Here is a 19,679-nt window from a genome sequence, read left to right on the forward strand (position 1 = left end):
TTTAATCGGTTTTATAAATTCTTAAAAGGAATTTCAATATAGACGTTGTCCCAGCCAATCATCAAGGTGGGTCCCGAACTATCTGGACGGAACACCATAGAAAGCGATTCGGTCGTCGCTGCTGCCTCTTTAGCAGGAACGATGATTCTTGCTACATCTTTTTCTTTTTTATAGCTGTAAGTGCCCCAAACGTTGGTGTCGCTGTTGATAATTACGGTCCAATGCTCCTTTCCGGGGATTGTATACAAGGTATAATTTCCGGCTTCCAAGCGGGTATTACCAAGCTTCATGGGTTGGTATAGCGTGAGTTCGGTAGCTTCGTTGGCCCCGGTTCGCCATACCTCATCATAAGGAACTAACTCTCCAAAAATGGTTCGGCCCTTTTTTGAGGGTCTGCTGTAGATTACTCTAGCAGTTGGTTGTGCATTGCGTTCAGGTCGCGCTAAGACCAAGTCCATCGGACTTGTATCCATTTTAGGGAAGGATTGAGCCTGTAGTGTTACGGTCGAAAATAATAGGCAGATAAAGCACAAAACTCCGGTGATATTTTTTTTCATGGTTTTTTTTTCTGAACTATAACGCAAAATTGGTCGCTTCTAGTGCATCCAACTAACAACATTTCTGGAATTAATTTTTAGAACCGATCGTGGAGGTGTTTTTTGCACAAAAATTGTTAATAACTTCACTGGTATAAATCGCCGAATCCCTATATTTTAGTAGGGGTTTTGTTATATTTGTTCGTTACGAAAAAATTGAGAAAAACAATCTAATTTTTATGAGCGAAGAACAAAAAAAAGGCAGTTACGGAGCCGATAGTATTCAGGCGTTAGAAGGAATGGAACATGTGCGCATGCGTCCCTCCATGTATATAGGTGATGTAGGGGTTCGAGGCTTGCATCATTTGGTATACGAAGTGGTGGATAATTCCATTGATGAGGCCATGGGCGGTTACTGTGACACCATTGATGTTTGGATCAACGAGGACAATTCGGTTACGGTAAAAGATAACGGACGTGGAATTCCGGTCGATATCCATAAAAAAGAAGGTGTTTCGGCCTTACAAGTGGTTATGACCAAAATTGGTGCCGGAGGAAAATTCGATAAGGATTCTTATAAGGTATCAGGAGGATTACATGGAGTAGGAGTTTCGGTGGTAAACGCACTTTCGGAAAATCTAAAGGCAACCGTGCACCGTGACGGTAAAATTTGGGAACAAGAGTACGAACGCGGAAAAACCATGTATCCGGTAAAGCCGGTTGGAGAAACCGATTACAGAGGAACTATAGTTACTTTTAAGCCAGACTCTCAGATATTTCAACAATCATTAGAATATAATTACGATACCCTAGCTAGTAGACTGCGGGAATTGTCGTTTTTGAATAAGGGATTAAACATTACCCTAACCGATAAACGCCATAAAGACGACAAGGGTGAATTTGTAACTGAAAAATTTCACAGCGAAGAAGGACTGAAAGAATTTATCCGTTTTTTGGATGGAAACCGCGAGCCATTGATCGCAGATGTGATCTCCATGGAAGGGGAGAAGAACGAAATTCCTGTTGAGGTTGCGATGGTGTATAATACCTCGTACAATGAAAATTTACATAGCTACGTAAATAATATCAATACCCATGAAGGGGGTACACATTTAAGTGGGTTCCGTGCAGGATTAACCCGTACTTTGAAAAAATATGCGGATGCGTCAGGAATGTTGGATAAACTGAAATTCGAAATTTCGGGAGATGATTTTCGTGAAGGGCTAACCGCTATTATTTCGGTAAAAGTTGCCGAGCCTCAGTTTGAAGGGCAAACCAAGACGAAATTGGGAAACCGTGAAGTGACCGCAGCTGTGAGTCAGGCAGTTTCAGAAATGCTCGAAAACTATTTGGAAGAAAATCCAAATGATGCCCGAACCATTGTGCAAAAGGTAATCTTAGCGGCGACGGCCCGTCACGCAGCTCGAAAGGCGCGTGAAATGGTGCAGCGTAAAACCGTGATGAGCGGAGGAGGTTTACCCGGTAAACTTTCCGATTGCTCTGAACAGGATCCAACTAAATGCGAAGTGTTCCTAGTGGAGGGAGATTCGGCAGGGGGAACAGCCAAACAAGGACGTGACCGAAATTTTCAAGCTATTTTACCACTTCGAGGAAAGATTTTGAATGTGGAAAAAGCCATGCAGCACAAGGTGTTCGAAAATGAAGAAATTCGAAATATCTATACGGCACTGGGAGTTACCATTGGTACCGAAGAGGATAGTAAAGCCTTGAATTTAGATAAATTACGCTATCACAAGGTGGTCATCATGTGTGATGCCGACGTGGATGGTAGTCATATTTCTACCCTTATCTTGACTTTCTTTTTCCGATATATGAAGGAATTGGTTGAGGCCGGTTATGTATACATTGCTACTCCTCCCTTGTATTTAGTGAAGAAAGGTGCCAAAAAAGAATATGCCTGGTCCGATAAAGAACGCGACGAAATCAACGAGAAATTTGGAGGCAGTGCCAATATCCAACGTTATAAAGGTCTTGGGGAAATGAACGCCGAACAATTGTGGGATACCACAATGAATCCGGAGTTTAGAACCTTGCGCCAAGTAACCATTGATAACGGTACCGAAGCAGATCGTATTTTCTCCATGTTAATGGGAGATGAGGTGCCGCCAAGACGTGAATTCATCGAAAAAAATGCGGTCTATGCCAATATAGACGCTTAAGCGATTATTATTTTACAAGAGGCGTTCGGAATTTTTTTCGAACGCCTTTGTTTTTAACCAATTCTTATCTCTTTTTACCTCAGATAATTGTACTTTTGCGACGCATTTCAGAAAAACCCATTTTCAGAAATATATTCAAATAACACTTAAAATAATACCAAATGAAAGTAACAGTTGTTGGAGCAGGTGCTGTGGGCGCAAGTTGTGCCGAGTACATTGCCATTAAAAATTTTGCAAGCGAAGTCGTTTTAGTTGATATTAAAGAAGGATTCGCCGAAGGGAAAGCAATGGATCTAATGCAAACCGCTTCATTAAACGGATTTGATACAAGAATTGTCGGAGCCACCAACGATTATAGTAAAACTGCAGGGAGTGATATCTGTGTCATTACCAGCGGAATTCCACGTAAGCCCGGAATGACCCGCGAAGAATTAATTGGAATCAATGCAGGAATTGTGAAATCGGTTTCAGCGAGTTTGGTACAACATTCTCCGAATACCATTTTGATCGTGGTGAGCAACCCTATGGACACCATGACCTATTTGGCACACAAGACAACAGGGCTGCCGAAAAACCGAATCATCGGGATGGGTGGTGCCTTAGATAGCGCACGCTTTAAGTATCGTATCGCGGAAGCCTTAGATGCCCCTATTAGCGATGTGGACGGTATGGTAATTGGCGGCCATAGCGACACCGGAATGGTGCCGTTGACGCGTTTGGCAACCCGAAATAGTGTGCCGGTTTCCGCCTTTATGTCGGAAGCGCGGTTGGAACAGGTGAAAGAAGATACCAAGGTAGGAGGTGCTACTTTGACCAAATTGCTAGGAACCTCAGCCTGGTATGCTCCGGGAGCTGCCGTATCGGCCATGGTGCAAGCGATCGCCTGTGACCAGAAAAAAATGTTCCCATGTTCAACCATGTTAGAAGGAGAATATAATTTAAACGATATCTGTATCGGAGTGCCTGTGTTAATTGGTAAAAACGGTATTGAAAAAATAGTTTCGATTGAACTCAATGCTGCTGAAAAAGCCCACATGCAGGAAAGTGCCGAAGGTGTAAGAAAAACAAACGATTTACTGGAATTGTAATTTTAGTAAGCTATTTCTTAAGAATTGAAAAGCCGGCATTTAGCCGGCTTTTTTATTGTATGATAAGATGTAGTTTATAATTACCCACACTTCGAAGAACCGCAATCCTTACAGGTTAGACAGCCCTCTTGGTAAATAAGTGTGGTACTATTACAGTTCTCACATTTTTGTTTGTGCGCTTCGGTGCCATTGGCAATGTATCGTTTTAAGGCACGGGCCACACCGTTTTTCCAAGTGTTAATACTCTCGCTGTCCAGTTGTAAACTATTGATAAGCTCCACCACTTTGTCAATAGGCATTCCATGGCGTAATGTGCTAGAAATTAATTTTGCATAGTTCCAATACTCTGGATTAAATTTATGTGAAAGCCCTTCAATAGTGGTTTTATAGCCTCTTTTGTTTTTGTACTGAAAATCATATCGCGAAGTTCCATCCTCGTTTCTATTTTTAATAATTGTCCCTTCATTGACCCATCGCGGAATTAAAATTCCATCTTCATCATCGGAAAAACCGGTAAATATTTCATAGGGTTTTTCATCAATTAAGCCAATAAAAGCAATCCATTTGTCTTTGTTGTTCTGAAAACGAACCACATCTGCAACTAAGGTTTCCGGGCGTTTTGTAGGGAAGGCCGTCAAGGTATCGGCCTCTTCTTCGTTCTTTTCTTCGTTCGAAATCAATACCCCAGAGCGTGAACCATCTCGATATACGGTAACACCCTTACAACCCGCTTGCCAAGCTTCTAGGTAGAGTTTCCCAACCAATTCTTCGGTGGCTTCGTTGGGTAAATTTATGGTTACGGAAATAGAATGATCTACCCATTTTTGAACAGCACCCTGCATTCGCACTTTGCTCAACCAATCTACATCGTTCGAAGTAGCCTTAAAATAAGGTGATTTCTTTATTATTTTATTCAATTCTTGTTGGCTATAATTTTTGTCAGTGGCAATACCATTCACCTCCATCCATTGCTTAAATCGGTGATGAAATACGACATATTCTTCCCAGCTGTCCCCAACATCATCTACAAAATCTACGCGTACATTTTTATCGTTGGGATTTACCTTTCTTCTTCTTTTGTAAACAGGAAGAAAGACCGGCTCGATACCCGAGGTAGTCTGTGTCATTAAACTTGTGGTCCCTGTTGGCGCAATGGTAAGTAGTGCTATATTTCTTCGTCCGTATTCCAGCATATCGAAATACAATTTTTCATCGGCTTCTTTGAGCCGAAGAATAAAGGGATTGTTCTTTTCTTTTTCAGAATCGAATATTTTGAAAGCCCCTCTTTCTTTCGCTGCATAAACCGAAGCACGATAGGCTTCTAATGCAACCGTCTTGTGTATTTCAACTGAAAAATCAATTCCTTCCTGACTTCCGTATTTTATTCCTAAGGCGGCAAGCATATCGCCTTCAGCAGTAATCCCAATGCCTGTTCTTCGGCCTTCTATGGCTTTTCGTTTAATATTTAGCCACAGGTTTTTTTCAACGGCTTTTACCTCATCGCTCTGTGGGTCGGCATCGATCTTAGCAATAATAGCGTCTACCTTTTCAAGTTCCAAATCGATAATGTCATCCATTATTCGTTGTGCTATGGCAATGTGATTTTTGAATAGCGGAAAATTGAAATATGCTTCTTTTGTAAATGGCGCTTCAACGTACGAAAACAAATTAATGGCCAGTAAACGACAGGAGTCATAGGGGCACAGGGGAATTTCGCCACATGGATTGGTAGACACGGTTTTAAAGCCAAGATCCGAATAACAATCTGGAACCGACTCCTTGATAATGGTATCCCAAAAAAGGATGCCCGGTTCTGCCGATTTCCAAGCATTATGAACTATTTTATTCCACAATCTTCCGGCTTCCATATCCTTTGAAAACCTTGGATTATCACTATTTACAGGATATTTTTGGGTATAATTAGTGCCGTCTTTTACCGCTTGCATAAAGGCATCATCAATACGTACCGAAACATTGGCTCCCGTAACTTTTCCCTGTTCCATTTTTGCATCAATAAAATCTTCAGAATCTGGATGATTGATAGAAACGGAAAGCATTAACGCCCCGCGACGCCCATCCTGAGCAACTTCGCGAGTAGAATTTGAATAGCGTTCCATAAAAGGAACAATCCCGGTAGAGGTAAGTGCCGAATTCTTAACAGGCGAACCCTTGGGTCGAATGTGCGATAAATCGTGACCCACACCCCCGCGACGTTTCATCAATTGCACTTGTTCTTGGTCTATTTTCATAATGCCTCCGTAGGAGTCGGAATCCCCTTCATTACCAATGACAAAACAGTTTGAAAGTGAGGCAATCTGATAGGGGTTGCCAATACCCGCCATAGGGCTGCCCTGTGGGACAATATATTTAAAATCTTTAATGACTTCAAAAACGGCTTCTTCGCTTAACGGATTTGGGTATCGTTGCTCAATTCGAGCAATTTCTCGAGCGATACGTCTGTGCATATCGTTGGGAGTTTTTTCGTAAAGATTTCCTTTGGAGTCTTTTAAAGCGTATTTGTTAATCCAAACTCGAGCGGCGAGATCATCTCCATTAAAATAATCGATGGAGGCATTAAAAGCTTCTTCTTGAGTATAGGTTTTTTGAATTTCGGCAACTTTATTTTCTTGCATTTGGAGGTTTTTTGTTGAAATGTTTTGTTGGAATAATTTTGGTATGTAAATATAGTGAAATAGAAGTATTAAATTTTAAAATGTAAAAAATAAGTTGTCAAGCAAAATTGCTTAAACAGTTAAAAATGAGATATATAAGATTTTATTAACAATTAAAAGTTCACAAATTTTGAAAGTTTTCAAAAAACATAGTGTATTTTAGAAACCGAGCTGTTTTCTTTAAAAATGTGACAAAAATCATTCTTTATAGCAGGGTGTCTTTAATATCTTTGCGATGTGAAAAATGTAATTCTCATTGTAGCATCCGTATTCATTCTTTCAAAGCCCTTATGGCCGGTGGTGGATTATGTGGTAAACTATAATTACATTATTGAAAAACTTTGCGAGAATCGGGATAAGCCCGAGATGCAATGTAATGGTAAATGTTACCTCTCCAAACAACTTTCTAAAGAGGCAAAGGATGCCGAAACAAATCCGTTTAATAAGTCGAATACCTTTGAATTTTCACAACAAGTAGTTTTTCTTGAATCTTTGGTTTCGTATCATTTTTCGATGCCTGATTTAAATATTGAAAAGCAAATAAATTCTGAAGATCAGATAGGTTTTTCTTCCTTATTTGTCTATGTAATTCCCAAACCTCCCGAAGCCTGATTTTTACACCTTACTATATAAGTAGTTAAAAATCAAAATTCCAGAAAATGAATCAAAATAAATTCTGGCCGACCCTTTCTAAGGGGTTCGGCAGGGAATATGGTGTTTGTTTCCTAGTTTTTATGATGCTGTTAATGCCGCGAGGCATAAAGGCTCAAGAAACAGAAATAGACAGTACATACCTACTTCCCGTTCACTTAAACGAAGTAATCATACTTAGTGCTAATAAACGTTTGCACCACCAAACACAATTTAAGCCATTGTCGTCTTTGGATGAATATTTGGAAACGGCACAAAAGGTGAATCTCATAAAACGAGGTGCCTATGCCTGGGAGCCGTCATTGAACAATATGACCTCCGAAAGGCTTGCGGTGACCATAGATGGCATGCAGATCTTTGGAGCCTGTACCGATAAAATGGATCCCACCACCTCCTATGTGGATGTTTCAAATTTGGAGGAAGCGCAAATTCAATCGGGGCAACAGGGAGCTGTCTTCGGAAATATAATTGGAGGAGGCATCAATCTAAAATTAGGCCACAGCCGGTTTAAGGATAAGGGGTTGTATGGAAGCATAGAAAATGCCTTCGAAAGCAACAATAATTTGCGCGTAATAGGTGGGGAACTGAATTATTCAAAACCTACATTTTACATAGATGGTGATGTTATTTATAGGAAGGCCGACAACTATGTTGCAGGCGATGGAAAAGAAGTTGCTTTCTCGCAATTTGAGAAGTACAATTTTTCACTGAATTCAGGCTTTCAGCCTTCCGAAGGAAATAAATTAGCGGCCACCTTAATATTTGATGAGGCCAATGATGTAGGATATCCCGCCCTTACCATGGATGTTTCTTTGGCACGGGCTATTATCACTTCCGTAAGTTGGACACAGGATTCAATTTCCGAAAATGTCACCAATTGGGACACCAAAGCCTATTACAATTATGTAAAGCACGTCATGGACGATACCAAACGCCCCGATGTGCCTATTCATATGGATATGCCGGGCTGGAGTGAGACTTTTGGGGCATACTCGCAGGCAAATTGGAAAATGGCAACGCATCTATTCAATGTTAAAATTGACGGTTTTTACAATCGTTCGATTGCCGAAATGACCATGTATCCCAGCGACCCCAATGAACCGGTAATGTTTATGTTGACCTGGCCGGATGTCCGAACCTTAAATTCGGGGATATATATTGGAGATGTAATTTCCTTAAAGGAATTTTCGATAGCGCTATCCACACGTTTGGGCTTGCATAGGAATACGGTAGCCGATGATTTTGGACTGAATAGTTTGAAGATCTTCTATCCTGAAATGAATCGTACCAATACACGTGTATTGAAGAGTTTTTCGGTAGTGCTGAACAAGGAAGTGAATGCGTTCAGTTTGAGTGCAGGAGGAGGTTATGGCGAACGTGCGCCGTCGGTTTCTGAAGGATATGGTTTTTACTTATTCAATAGTTTCGATGCACATGATTATATTGGTGATCCCAATTTGCAAACGGAGCAATCATTTGAGGCAAATGCGGTTATTTCGTTCAAAAAAGAAAAATGGCAGATTTCTACTGAAGCCAACTTCTTTCATATTCCGAATTATATCATAGGCGTTGTAAACTCAGATTTGTCCACCATGACCATTGGAGCTACTGGTGTGAAGGTGTATACCAACCTGGATTATGCGCAAATTTTCAATTCGGCTTTTTCTATTGAATACAAGTTGCTAAAAGACGTGCGCTGGAATGCACGGTTGTCCTGGCACCGAGGAACTGATGATACCGGGAAAAATCTACCACTTATAAGTCCGTTGGCGTATTCGTCCACAATGGTTTATAAAGGAAAACGCATGTCGGGATCTGTATCGGTTTCAGGGAATGCCGTACAGGAGAATTTTAGCCCTATCTATGGTGAAAATCAAACAAAGGCCTATGCAGTCGTTTCGGCTACCTTGGGGCGACGTCTTATTATTAGTAAAAACGATTTATATGCCAAAGCGGGTATCGAGAACATTTTCGATGTCAGCTATTCAACCTATTCAGATTGGAATAATATTCCGCGAATGGGCCGAAACATATTTATGACATTATCGTATTCAATTAATTAAACACATTAAAAATAAAACTCATGAAAACAATAAAATATATAGTATTTATAGCTGTTGTAGCACTAAGCTTCTCTTCTTGTTCAAAAGATGATGAAGGTAACATAATAGTAGATCCTATGGAGAACTACTATTTGATCAATGAAATAACCGATACAGACCACAAAGTGGAATTGTATTCAGAAAAAACGAATTTGACTGTGGGCTATAACCCTGTCTTTATTCGAATTAAGGATTTGGCTTCTAATAATTATATTGCGAATGCCAACCTTAGTTGGATGCCCATGATGCATATGGAAACCATGATGCATTCGGCTCCTGCATCGGCAATATCAGCAACCGATGACCCAACTGTATTCACCGGTTATATAGTATTTCAGATGCCGGGGAATGCCACAGAGTATTGGGATATTACTTTAAACTACACCTTTGGTGGGGAGCAAATGTCCAAAACCGAGCGTGTGGATGTCGTATTGCCTTCCGATGGGCTACAAAAAACACAGGTGTTTACGGGATTGGATGAAGTGCGTTATATTCTTGCCTATGTGGCGCCGAAAACACCGGAAGTAGCCATTAACGACTTTACCGCAGTTTTGTATAAAATGGAGGATATGATGACTTTTAGCGTGGTCGAAAACTTTAAAGTGACTGTAGACCCTCGTATGCCGGGAATGGGAAATCATTCTTCCCCGAATAACGAAGATCTAATCTATAGTACGCAGGATGAAATGTATCACGGTAAGTTGTCCTTAACGATGACGGGATATTGGCGAATCAATCTCAAACTCTTGAACGCCGCGAACGAAGTTCTTAAAGGAGAAGATATAACCGATACCAATACGGAGAGTAGTTTGTTTTTTGAATTGGAATTATAAAAATAGATCCTAATCTGTATAGAAAAGACCACAATTTGTGGTCTTTTTTTGTTGTGTAATTAAAGAGAAAATAATTGTCAATTCTTTTTTGAAAACCTATATTTGCACGTTTTTAAAACTATATAAACACCCATTAGAATGCAAAATAAAGGACTTATTACAGTATTTGCAGTATTATTTGGATTGGTTAGTTTGTACCAATTATCCTTCACATATATTGCAAACAAGGTTGAAGATGATGCGAAAGCCTATGCGGACAGTAAGTTTCCGGCAGAACAATCTGCAGAGAGAGACATCGCCGAGCTTCAATATTTGGACTCTTTGGCCAAAGAACCTGTTTTTTTAGGGATCGATTATAAAACAGCGAAAGACAAGGAGCTTAACAAAGGTCTAGACTTAAAAGGGGGAATCAATGTGATTCTTCAAATTTCTGTAAAGGATATCTTAAAGGGATTGGCGAACAATTCGAAAGATGCTGCTTTCAACCAAGCATTGAATAATGCTACCGGTCTTCAGAAAAATAGTCAAGATACCTACTTAGAATCATTTTTCGTAGCATTTCAAGCACTTCCGGGTGAAAACAGACTAGCATCACAGAATATTTTCTTTAATAAGAATCTGGAAGATCAGATCACTGCCGACATGTCCAATGAGCAGGTGATGAAGGTATTGGAAAAAAAGATTGATGAGGCGATCACTTCGGCCTTCGAAGTATTGAGAAAGCGTATTGATAAGTTTGGGGTAACACAGCCAAACATCCAACGTCTTGGAAACTCAGCGCGTATCTTGGTCGAATTACCGGGTGCTAAGGATATTGAGCGTACCAAGAATTTGTTGCAGAGTACAGCTCAACTAGAATTCTGGGAAGTTTATAAGAGTGAAGAAATGACCGGCTTTATTTTGCAAGCCGAAGCAAAAGTTAGAGAATTGGCGAAGCCTGAGGTTGATACTACAGCAGGTGAGGCACAAGATACCACAGCCACGGAGGAAAACGCTATCAATGAATTGTTAAAAGGAGATGAGGTAGAAGCGACCGATGGGGATGCCTTAAAAAATAACCCTATTCAAGCGAGAATGGTGGCTCCCGGCTTTCAGGGAAGCCCTATTATAGCAACATTTGCGGTCAAAGACACCGCAGTTATCAATAGTTATTTGCGTATGTCTGCCGTAAGAGCATTGCTGCCTGCAGATCAACGTACAACAAAATTTGTTTGGGGAAAACCCGAATATAACGATATAGCCTTACAGGATGTAACTGCTTTGTATGCATTAAAAGTAGGCCGTGATGGGCAACCACCACTTGGAGGCGCTGTTGTGGTAGATGCACAGCAATCGTACGACCAAGTAGGACGTGTGTCGGTAGATATGCAAATGAATGGTCGTGGTGCCAAGGTGTGGGAAGAAATGACTGGTAAGGCATTCACTACGCAAAGCCAAATAGCTATTGTACTTGACAATATTGTATATTCTGCTCCCGGAGTAACCAGTGGTCCTATTTCAGGTGGACGTAGTTCTATTACAGGAGATTTTACTATTACCGAAGGACAGGATTTAGCAAATGTATTGCGTGCCGGTAAATTACCTGCTTCTGCTGAAATTATTCAAGGAGAGGTTGTTGGACCTACCTTAGGTCAAGAGGCGATCAACAGTGGAATCCTTTCATTCGCACTGGCTTTGGTATTTGTCCTACTTTGGATGATTGGCTACTATGGAAAAGCGGGTCTTTTTGCCGATGTTGCCTTGGCGGTGAACATATTATTTATCTTCGGAATCCTTGCCGGATTAGGAGCCGTGTTAACACTCCCCGGAATTGCGGGTATTATCTTAACCATAGGTATGTCGGTTGATGCGAACGTTCTTATTTTCGAACGTATTAGGGAAGAACTGGCAAAAGGAAAGGCGCAAAAGGATGCTATCAAAGATGGTTTCAACAATGCCTTGTCTTCCATCTTAGATGCTAACATTACAACAGGTCTTACCGGTTTAATCCTTTTGGTTTTTGGAACAGGACCTATCCAAGGTTTTGCAACGACATTATTAATTGGTATTCTAACTTCACTGTTTACCGCGATCTTCATTACGAGATTGTTTATTGATGCTTATACCAAGAATGGAAAACCATTAACTTGTTCTACACCGGTTACTAAAAACCTATTCAAGAATGTAAATATCAACTTCCTTGGAAAACGTAAAATTGCCTATGCCATATCAGCAGTGCTGATCATGATCAGTTTAGGTTCATTGTTTACCAACGGACTTAATCAAGGGGTCGATTTTGTGGGAGGACGTACCTATACGGTTCGTTTTGCACAGGATGTGAACCCGGTGAATATTCAGGAGGATCTCATCGCTGTGTACGGAAGTGCCGAGGCGAAGACCTATGGAGGTGACAATCAATTAAAAATTACAACCAAGTATAAGGTAGACGATAGCGGTTCCGAAGTTGATGTTGAAATCGAACAAATGCTATTTGATGCATTAAAGCCAAATCTTCCTGCCGATATGACCTTCGAACAATTTACAGGAGATCATGAAGATAAAACTGTGGGTAGAATGGAATATTACAAGGTGAGTCCTACCATCGCCGATGACATTAAAAAATCATCTTTCTGGGCGGTATTAGGATCCTTAATCGTGGTGTTCTTATACATCTTACTGCGCTTTAGAAGATGGCAGTTTAGTTTGGGAGCGGTAGCGGCAGTATTTCATGATGTATTGATCGTATTAGGAATCTTTTCGTTGACCTATCGATTTATGCCATTTAGTATGGAGATTGACCAATCCTTTATTGCGGCAATCTTAACGGTGATTGGATATTCCTTAAACGATACGGTGGTTGTTTTTGACCGTATTCGTGAATACTTTAACGAACACTCAACCTGGAAGATGACCCGTGTGATTAACGCAGCCTTGAACAGTACCTTAAGTCGTACGTTGAACACCTCGTTAACTACCTTGGTCGTATTGTTATGTATGTTCTTTATTGGTGCCGAATCTATTAGAGGCTTGCTCTTTGCAATTATAGTTGGTATTGTGGTAGGTACTTATTCATCTTTGTTCATTGCAACTCCGGTGATGTTCGATACGGTGAAGAAAAAGGGAATCGACCTTACCGACAAAAAGAAAGAAGAAGTGATAGAAGCTTAGGCGTTTTATCCTTTGAATTAATAAAAAACCCTTCACATTGTGAAGGGTTTTTTATTTGATTTAATGCTTGATATATTATTTTAATCTAGTCCATTCCATCTTATCCCCTGGTTCAAGTCCCCATTGGCTGGTAAGATTTGCATTTACTTCCAGAACATATAAAACAGCTCCTGCCGAAGGGAGAGAAGTCTTGTCAAAAGGCTGTGCATTTTTCTGAATACTTACTATCTCGTTTTTACTGTTCAAATAAATTATGTCCAAGGCGAACTCCGTATTCTTCATATAAAAAGAGCGTGGGCGTTCGTCTTCAAAAATAAATAACATGGCTTGATTTGAAGGCATGGACTTTCGATACATCAATCCGGTTTCGGTTTGATAAGCGTCGTCGGCGATTTCTATATCCAATTGCGCAACGATCGAATCGTTTTCGGCCTTTCTCAATCTAAGGTCTCCTTCTTTTGTAAAGGAAACTTCCTTGGTCAAAACTTTGGTTTCACCTTTTTCTTTACATGCAGTCGACACCAAAAAGCTGCTTAAAACAGCTAAGGCTATCCAATTATGCTTCATATACTTTCTTTTTCGAGGCTCGAAACATCATATAAACTCCAATTAGAATAAAAGGAATGCTAAGCCATTGCCCGGTTGAAAGGGATTGTCCAAGTGCGCTTTCAAATCCTCCCTGACTTTCCTTCACAAATTCTACCAAGAATCGTACCGACCACAGCAAAACTAAGAACAGGCCGAATAAATACCCCAACCAATTGCGCTTTTCCGTTTTCCAATAGGCGAGCCACAGCACCAAGAAGACAAGCACGTAACCGGCAGATTCATACAATTGCGCGGGGTGTCTTGGAAAATCTTCTCCCAGTTGTTTGAACACAACCCCAAAATCGCTCTGTGTTGCTTTTCCAATGATTTCAGAATTGATAAAATTTCCAATACGTACAAAGATGGCACCACTAGCAACAGCTATTACCACGCGATCTAGGATCCAAAGTGCCGGTTTCTTTATGACTTTCTTGCTGTAAATGAACATGGCTATGATAATGGCAATGGCAGCGCCATGACTTGCAAGGCCTCTAAAACCTGTAAATTCGAATTCGGGGACTGTTTTAAAAGGTAAAAAGACAGAAAGTGGATCTTCATTAAATATTTCGGGTTCGTAAAAAATCACATGCCCCAAACGAGCTCCCACTAAGGTTGCGATTACGGTATAGATAAAAAGACTATCCAATTTTTCAAGGGGAATGCCCTCGTACTTAAAAATTCGTTTCATAATAAACCATCCCAGCGTAAATGCGATGACAAACATCAGGCTGTAATAACGAATCATAAAAAAACCAAGGTCAATACCTTCGCTAGGATCCCAAACAAAACTCAGAAAATGCATACGTTCTTTTTAAAAATGTTCATAAAGATAGCAAAAACGAAAACGGATTTTCTGCTAAATTATTGGTTTTCTTCTTTTGATTGAGGTACGGGATCATAACCGCTGCCTCCCCAGGGGTTACAACTGCCAATACGTTTTACCGCAAGCCAACCTCCTTTAAATAGACCGTGTTTTTGTAGTGCTTCAATCGTGTAGTGCGAACAGGTAGGTTGATAGCGGCATGTAGATGGAAAAAGGGGCGAAATAAATTTTTGATACCCACGCACTAGAAAAATAAATGGAGATGTGAGTATTTTTTTCAAAACAGTTAGTTTACTGAAAACGTCGTGCCGTCCTTTCCGTCCTTTAACTGAATCCCCACGGCGAGCAATTGATCCCTAATTTGATCACTTGTCGCAAAATCCTTGTTGGAACGCGCTTGGTTTCGCAATGCTATCAACAATTCGACCGCCCCCGTTAACTTATCACCATCTGCATTATTTTCTGAAATACTGTCCTCTAATCCTAATACATCAAAAATAAAGTCACTCATGGTTTGCTGAAGCAATTGTTTATCGCTTTCAGAAATACCGGCAATGCCTTCTTTTACTGAATTGATGAATTTTACGGCTTCAAACAACTGTGCGATGAGAATGGGACTGTTAAAGTCGTCGTTCATCGCATCGTAACATGATTGACGCCATTCAGAAATAGAGAAAGTGTCGGTCTTTGAAGTTTCCAGCGAAGCAATGCTATGAAAAGCCTCCATCAATCGATTGAACCCTTTTTCAGAAGCCAGCAAGGCATCGTTCGAAAAGTCCAAAATACTACGGTAGTGTGCCTGAAACATAAAGAATTTGGCCACGGTAGGTGAAAAGGCTTTGCTTAGCACACCATTTTCTCCTGTAAATAATTCGTTTGGCAGTATATTATTTCCGGTAGATTTTGCCATCTTTTTGCCATTGAGCGTAAGCATATTGGCATGCATCCAGTAGTTCACCGGTGATTTTTTAGTGGATGCTTCGGCCTGGGCGATTTCACATTCGTGATGTGGGAATTTAAGATCCATTCCGCCGCCGTGTATGTCGAATTGAGTGCCAAGATATTTGGTGGACATGGCGGTACACTCCAAATGCCAGCCTGGGAAACCATCACTCCAAGGTGAAGGCCACCGCATAATATGTTGTGGTTCTGCTTTTTTCCAAAGGGCAAAATCCTGAGGGTTTTTCTTTTCAGATTGTGCTGCCAACTCACGCGTATTGGAGATCATATCCTCTAGTTGGCGTCCACTGAGCTTTCCGTAGGTATAATCTTCGTTGAATTTTAACACGTCAAAGTATACCGAGCCATTCTTTTCATAGGCATAGCCTTCAGCAATAATCTTTTCAACAATTTGAATTTGCTCAATAATATGCCCGGTTGCTGTAGGTTCAATACTTGGTGGCAAGGCGTTGAACTTTGCCATGGTGGTATGAAAGTCGACCGTGTATTTTTGGACTACTTCCATGGGTTCCAACTTCTCGATGCGCGCCTTTTTAAGGATAGGGTCATCACCGCTTTCACCGTCGTTTTCTAGGTGGCCGGCATCGGTAATATTTCGGACATACCGTACCTTGTAGCCCAGATGTTTCAGATAGCGAAACACTAGGTCGAATGACAAGAACGTACGGCAATTTCCCAAATGCACATTGCTGTAGACCGTTGGTCCACAGACGTACATCCCAACAGCCCCTTGGTGAATAGGATTGAATTTTTCTTTGGATTTACTCAGGGAGTTGTAAATGGTAAGTTCTTGCTGTTCGTATAAATTCATTCAGAATAGTTGAAAAAGTTAAAACTCTGTGTCCAGATTGATATAATCGAGAAATTCGCGTCGTGTTTGCGGATCTTTAAACTTTCCGCCAAATTCGCTGGTAACTGTGCTACTGTCAATATCTCTGATTCCTCTTGAATTCACACACAAATGTTTGGCATCGATTACACAGGCAACGTCTTCAGTACCGAGAACACGTTGTAATTCTTCAACAATTTGCATGGTTAGACGTTCTTGAACCTGTGGTCTTTTCGCAAAATAGTCAACAACCCGATTCATTTTTGAAAGCCCAACCACCGTACCACTGGAGATATAGGCGATATGTGCTTTTCCAACAATGGGAAGTAAATGATGTTCGCAAGTAGAATACAAAGTGATATTCTTTTCTACCAACATTTCACCGTACTTGTATTTATTTTCAAAAGTGGAAGCTTTTGGCTTTCTATCGGGGTGTAATCCTGCAAAGATCTCTTGTACAAACATTTTGGCCACACGAGTAGGAGTGCCTTTTAAACTGTCGTCGGTTAGATCCAATCCCAGTGTATTCATGATGTTTTTAACATCCTTTTTAATAAGGGCAATTTTCTCAATATCGCTCAGTTCAAAAGCGTCGGGACGCAGCGGTGTATCGGTGGATGAACCGATATGATTATCACCGTGTGCTTGTATTTCTTTCAATTGTTTTTCTAAATCCATATAGCATGTATTTTGTATCGCTAAAATACAGGCTGCAAAGATACGCATTCGGCAATTGCCATAAAAGACCTGATTGACACTATTTTTAAAACTGATACGCCCCCTATTTCATAAAATTTCCTTAATTTTCGCAAATTATACCTATTTGGCTATGAAAAAGATAATCCCCAATTTTAAATCACTGGTGTTTTTGCTATGGTTCACGCCGGCTATGGTTTTCGCTCAAGGTCCCGGATCCTTATTTGTTGACGCAGGCCCTGATGTGTTTGCCGACTGTGCCGCTGGCGGTTGCGCCGATATTACAGCAACCTTTTTAGCGACCTTCGACACCTCCGGACTAACCTATTCGGTAAATTCGGTTCCGTACAATCCGCCTTTTGCTTTTAATGGCTTGGCCAATCAGTTAAATCCAAATATTGATGACGCTTGGTCCAATGTAGATAATTTACCCTTCGATTTCTGTTTCTTCGGAAATTTAGAAACCCAATTTCAAGTTGGTTCCAACGGTGTACTGCGTTTCGATGTGGACCCAGGTGATACCGGTCCGGGTTCTAATGGTTGGAGTTTTTCTCAAAACCTACCCAATAACTCAAATCCCACCTTGGGAGAAGCGAATGTTTTTACACCGGGGCATGATATAGATCCTGCGGTTTCTTCCTCAGAAGAAATAGGCTATGAAGTATTAGGAACATACCCAAACAGGGTGCTTGTAGTATCCTACTATAGAGTTCCTTTGTATTCGGCAGCGTGTAATTCATTATTGGCAACTCACATGGCAGTGTTCTATGAATTCTCCAATGTAATAGAAATTTATATGCAGGACAAACCGTCTTGCCCTTCATGGAATGGTGGCAATGCCGTTCTAGGAATTCAAAATAATGCAGGAACCACAGCCTATGTGCCCCCTGGGAGAAATACTTCAGACTCACCATGGACAACAACTAATGAAGCCTGGAGTTTTAGTCCTGTAGGTCCTCCAACTTATGTATTTGAATGGTTAGATTCAACAGGAACTGTAATAGGAAATACACCAACTATCAATGTTTGTCCTTCCGGTGCCTCCGAGACTTTCACGGCAAGGGTTACTTGGACGAATACTTGTAATGGTGAAGTAGTTACTTTGACCGATGAAGTGGTAGTAACGCAATTAGCCCCATATTCAATTGACTTAGGTCCAGACATCGATTCCTGTGGTTCGGGTTCTATAATCTTGGATGCAGATCCGGGACTTCCCAATATTTCATACGAATGGTTTTATAACGGGATATCTCAAGGACCAACGGCGGTTGGGAATTCTACCTTTACGGTAAACCCCCCGAATTCTGGAACCTATTCCGTGGAAACCTTTGATCTTGCAGATCCTACGTGTATCATTGGTGATGCTGTCGAAATAAATTTCTTTTTACAGCCAGTGGCTAATCCACCCGTAGATCTGTTTCAATGTGATGACGGTACGAATACAGGTATTTTTGATTTAACCGTAAATGACGCCAATGTTTTGGGTGCCCAAAATCCGGCCGATTTTAATATTACCTATCACAATAGTGCTTTTGATGCTGCAACTGGAGCGAATCCAATTGCTACGCCGGCTGCGTATCCTATAACAGGAACGATAGAAACCATACATGTTCGAATAGAGGACCTTAGCGGATCATGTTTTGACACTGAGTCCTTTCTTATTGAATTTTTGCCTGCCACGGCTGGCCCTATGACCGATATAGAAGTTTGTGATCAGGATTCCAACGGAATTGTAACCCTGAATTTGGTATTACTGAAAAACGCAGAAGCCTTAAACGGACAAAATCCTTCGAGTTACAATGTCTCATATCATCCTACCCAAGCCGATGCCGACGCCAATACAAACGCACATCCCAATCCCTATGATGTAACGGCTCCTTCCGAAACTATATTTGTAAGGGTTGAAAGCAATAGCAATAGCAGTTGTTATGCAACAGACAGCTTTTTGGTTACGATATATATTGCACCTGCGGTAACGACGCCTACCCCCTATGAAATTTGTGATGAATTACCCAATGATGGTTTTGGCATTTTTGATTTAACAACCAAAGATATTGAGATTACCGGAGGAAATCCCGATGCGGTCGTTACATATTTTACCACCCTCCTTGGGGCTCAGACCGGTGGTTTTCCCATTGCCACTCCTACGAACTTTGCAAATACGAATGCGGGTTTTCAAACGGTATACGCACGTGTAGAGCATGTAAGTAGTCCTGATTGTTTCAATATTGTACCTCTTGATCTTATCGTCAACGATTCTCCTGCCTTGACCGATCCTATCAGTGATTATTTTCTTTGCGACAATGATGGTGATGGCATTGAGGTTTTTGATTTGACCAGTAAGGATGCTGAGATTTTAAATTTTCTGGTCAATGTTACTTTGACCTATCATATATCTCAGGCTGATGCCGATGCTGGCAATGCTCCCATTACCCCTGCCGATGTGTATCCTAGTGGCAATTCGGTTATTTGGGTCCGTGGGGAGAATGTAGCGGGCTGTTATACGGTGAGGAGTTTTAATTTGGTATTGGGGGAGGTTCCTGATTTTGTTTTGGTTCCTGAGTTTGAGCAGTG

The 19,679-nt window shown here is 40.9% G+C and carries 13 protein-coding genes and 1 pseudogene; 7 read left to right on the top strand and 7 right to left on the bottom strand.

All coding sequences use genetic code 11. From position 1 onward, the window contains the following. Positions 1-11: 11 nt before the first annotated feature. Positions 12-557, bottom strand: coding sequence for a DUF2911 domain-containing protein (locus tag K8F54_RS05210; RefSeq protein ID WP_290788023.1), 546 nt, complete (start codon positions 555-557; stop codon positions 12-14). A 218-nt stretch (positions 558-775) separates the two neighbouring features. Between K8F54_RS05210 and gyrB the strand changes: the two genes are divergently transcribed. Both gyrB and mdh read left to right on the top strand, forming a co-directional pair. Continuing rightward, positions 776-2,716 (top strand): DNA topoisomerase (ATP-hydrolyzing) subunit B, encoded by a 1,941-nt coding sequence (gyrB, locus tag K8F54_RS05215; protein ID WP_290788026.1) that lies wholly within the window; start codon positions 776-778, stop codon positions 2,714-2,716. A 161-nt stretch (positions 2,717-2,877) separates the two neighbouring features. Next, entirely contained in the window at positions 2,878-3,804 is a 927-nt protein-coding gene (gene mdh / locus K8F54_RS05220) for a malate dehydrogenase (RefSeq protein ID WP_290788029.1), read from the top strand. 80 nt (positions 3,805-3,884) lie between these two features. Here mdh and K8F54_RS05225 read toward each other — a convergent pair whose 3' ends face one another. Then, positions 3,885-6,437, bottom strand: a complete 2,553-nt coding sequence (locus tag K8F54_RS05225) for an adenosylcobalamin-dependent ribonucleoside-diphosphate reductase (RefSeq protein ID WP_290788032.1) — start codon at positions 6,435-6,437, stop codon at positions 3,885-3,887. 276 nt (positions 6,438-6,713) lie between these two features. On the opposite strand from K8F54_RS05225, the gene K8F54_RS05230 reads away from it, so the two are divergent. From K8F54_RS05230 to secDF, 4 genes are all read left to right on the top strand, one after another. Beyond that, positions 6,714-7,088: a hypothetical protein gene (locus tag K8F54_RS05230; protein WP_290788035.1), complete on the top strand. Its 375-nt coding sequence runs from the start codon at positions 6,714-6,716 to the stop codon at positions 7,086-7,088. Between the two features lie 47 nt (positions 7,089-7,135). Continuing rightward, positions 7,136-9,190, top strand: coding sequence for a TonB-dependent receptor plug domain-containing protein (locus tag K8F54_RS05235; protein WP_290788038.1), 2,055 nt, complete (start codon positions 7,136-7,138; stop codon positions 9,188-9,190). A 20-nt stretch (positions 9,191-9,210) separates the two neighbouring features. After that, positions 9,211-10,062 carry a hypothetical protein gene (locus K8F54_RS05240; protein WP_290788041.1) on the top strand — a complete coding sequence of 284 codons (852 nt, stop codon included), beginning with the start codon at positions 9,211-9,213 and terminating at the stop codon, positions 10,060-10,062. Positions 10,063-10,200: 138 nt separating this feature from the next. Continuing rightward, entirely contained in the window at positions 10,201-13,209 is a 3,009-nt protein-coding gene (gene secDF / locus K8F54_RS05245) for a protein translocase subunit SecDF (RefSeq protein ID WP_290788044.1), read from the top strand. A 75-nt stretch (positions 13,210-13,284) separates the two neighbouring features. Here secDF and K8F54_RS05250 read toward each other — a convergent pair whose 3' ends face one another. The 5 genes from K8F54_RS05250 to folE are packed head-to-tail and all read right to left on the bottom strand — an operon-like array spanning position 13,285 to position 17,087. Next, positions 13,285-13,776 (bottom strand): DUF192 domain-containing protein, encoded by a 492-nt coding sequence (locus tag K8F54_RS05250; RefSeq protein ID WP_290788047.1) that lies wholly within the window; start codon positions 13,774-13,776, stop codon positions 13,285-13,287. After that, the gene (lgt, locus tag K8F54_RS05255; RefSeq protein ID WP_290788050.1) at positions 13,766-14,599 is read right to left on the bottom strand and encodes a prolipoprotein diacylglyceryl transferase; all 834 of its coding nucleotides are present in this window, start codon (positions 14,597-14,599) and stop codon (positions 13,766-13,768) included. Before lgt ends, K8F54_RS05250 begins: the two co-directional genes overlap by 11 nt. 59 nt (positions 14,600-14,658) lie before the next feature. Next, positions 14,659-14,901, bottom strand: a complete 243-nt coding sequence (gene yidD / locus K8F54_RS05260) for a membrane protein insertion efficiency factor YidD (RefSeq protein ID WP_290788053.1) — start codon at positions 14,899-14,901, stop codon at positions 14,659-14,661. 5 nt (positions 14,902-14,906) lie between these two features. Next, complete coding sequence (gene cysS / locus K8F54_RS05265) at positions 14,907-16,391, bottom strand: cysteine--tRNA ligase (protein WP_290788056.1); 1,485 nt, start codon at positions 16,389-16,391, stop codon at positions 14,907-14,909. A gap of 18 nt (positions 16,392-16,409) precedes the next feature. After that, positions 16,410-17,087, bottom strand: a complete 678-nt coding sequence (gene folE / locus K8F54_RS05270) for a GTP cyclohydrolase I FolE (RefSeq protein WP_290788060.1) — start codon at positions 17,085-17,087, stop codon at positions 16,410-16,412. 151 nt (positions 17,088-17,238) lie between these two features. Here folE and K8F54_RS05275 point away from each other — a divergent pair. Next, positions 17,239-19,679, top strand: a pseudogene (locus tag K8F54_RS05275) (hypothetical protein); the annotation flags it as partial.

The sequence above is a fragment of the Altibacter sp. genome (assembly GCF_019913785.1).
Taxonomy (GTDB): Bacteria; Bacteroidota; Bacteroidia; order Flavobacteriales; family Flavobacteriaceae; genus Altibacter.

Coding starts and splice junctions, on each gene's coding strand:
- gyrB (WP_290788026.1), top strand. CDS start 776: ATGAGCGAAGAACAAAAAAAAGGCAGTTACGGAGCCGATAGTATTCAG.
- K8F54_RS05250 (WP_290788047.1), bottom strand. CDS start 13,776: ATGAAGCATAATTGGATAGCCTTAGCTGTTTTAAGCAGCTTTTTGGTG.
- K8F54_RS05235 (WP_290788038.1), top strand. CDS start 7,136: ATGAATCAAAATAAATTCTGGCCGACCCTTTCTAAGGGGTTCGGCAGG.
- folE (WP_290788060.1), bottom strand. CDS start 17,087: ATGGATTTAGAAAAACAATTGAAAGAAATACAAGCACACGGTGATAAT.
- K8F54_RS05225 (WP_290788032.1), bottom strand. CDS start 6,437: ATGCAAGAAAATAAAGTTGCCGAAATTCAAAAAACCTATACTCAAGAA.
- mdh (WP_290788029.1), top strand. CDS start 2,878: ATGAAAGTAACAGTTGTTGGAGCAGGTGCTGTGGGCGCAAGTTGTGCC.
- K8F54_RS05210 (WP_290788023.1), bottom strand. CDS start 557: ATGAAAAAAAATATCACCGGAGTTTTGTGCTTTATCTGCCTATTATTT.
- lgt (WP_290788050.1), bottom strand. CDS start 14,599: ATGCATTTTCTGAGTTTTGTTTGGGATCCTAGCGAAGGTATTGACCTT.
- secDF (WP_290788044.1), top strand. CDS start 10,201: ATGCAAAATAAAGGACTTATTACAGTATTTGCAGTATTATTTGGATTG.
- cysS (WP_290788056.1), bottom strand. CDS start 16,391: ATGAATTTATACGAACAGCAAGAACTTACCATTTACAACTCCCTGAGT.
- K8F54_RS05240 (WP_290788041.1), top strand. CDS start 9,211: ATGAAAACAATAAAATATATAGTATTTATAGCTGTTGTAGCACTAAGC.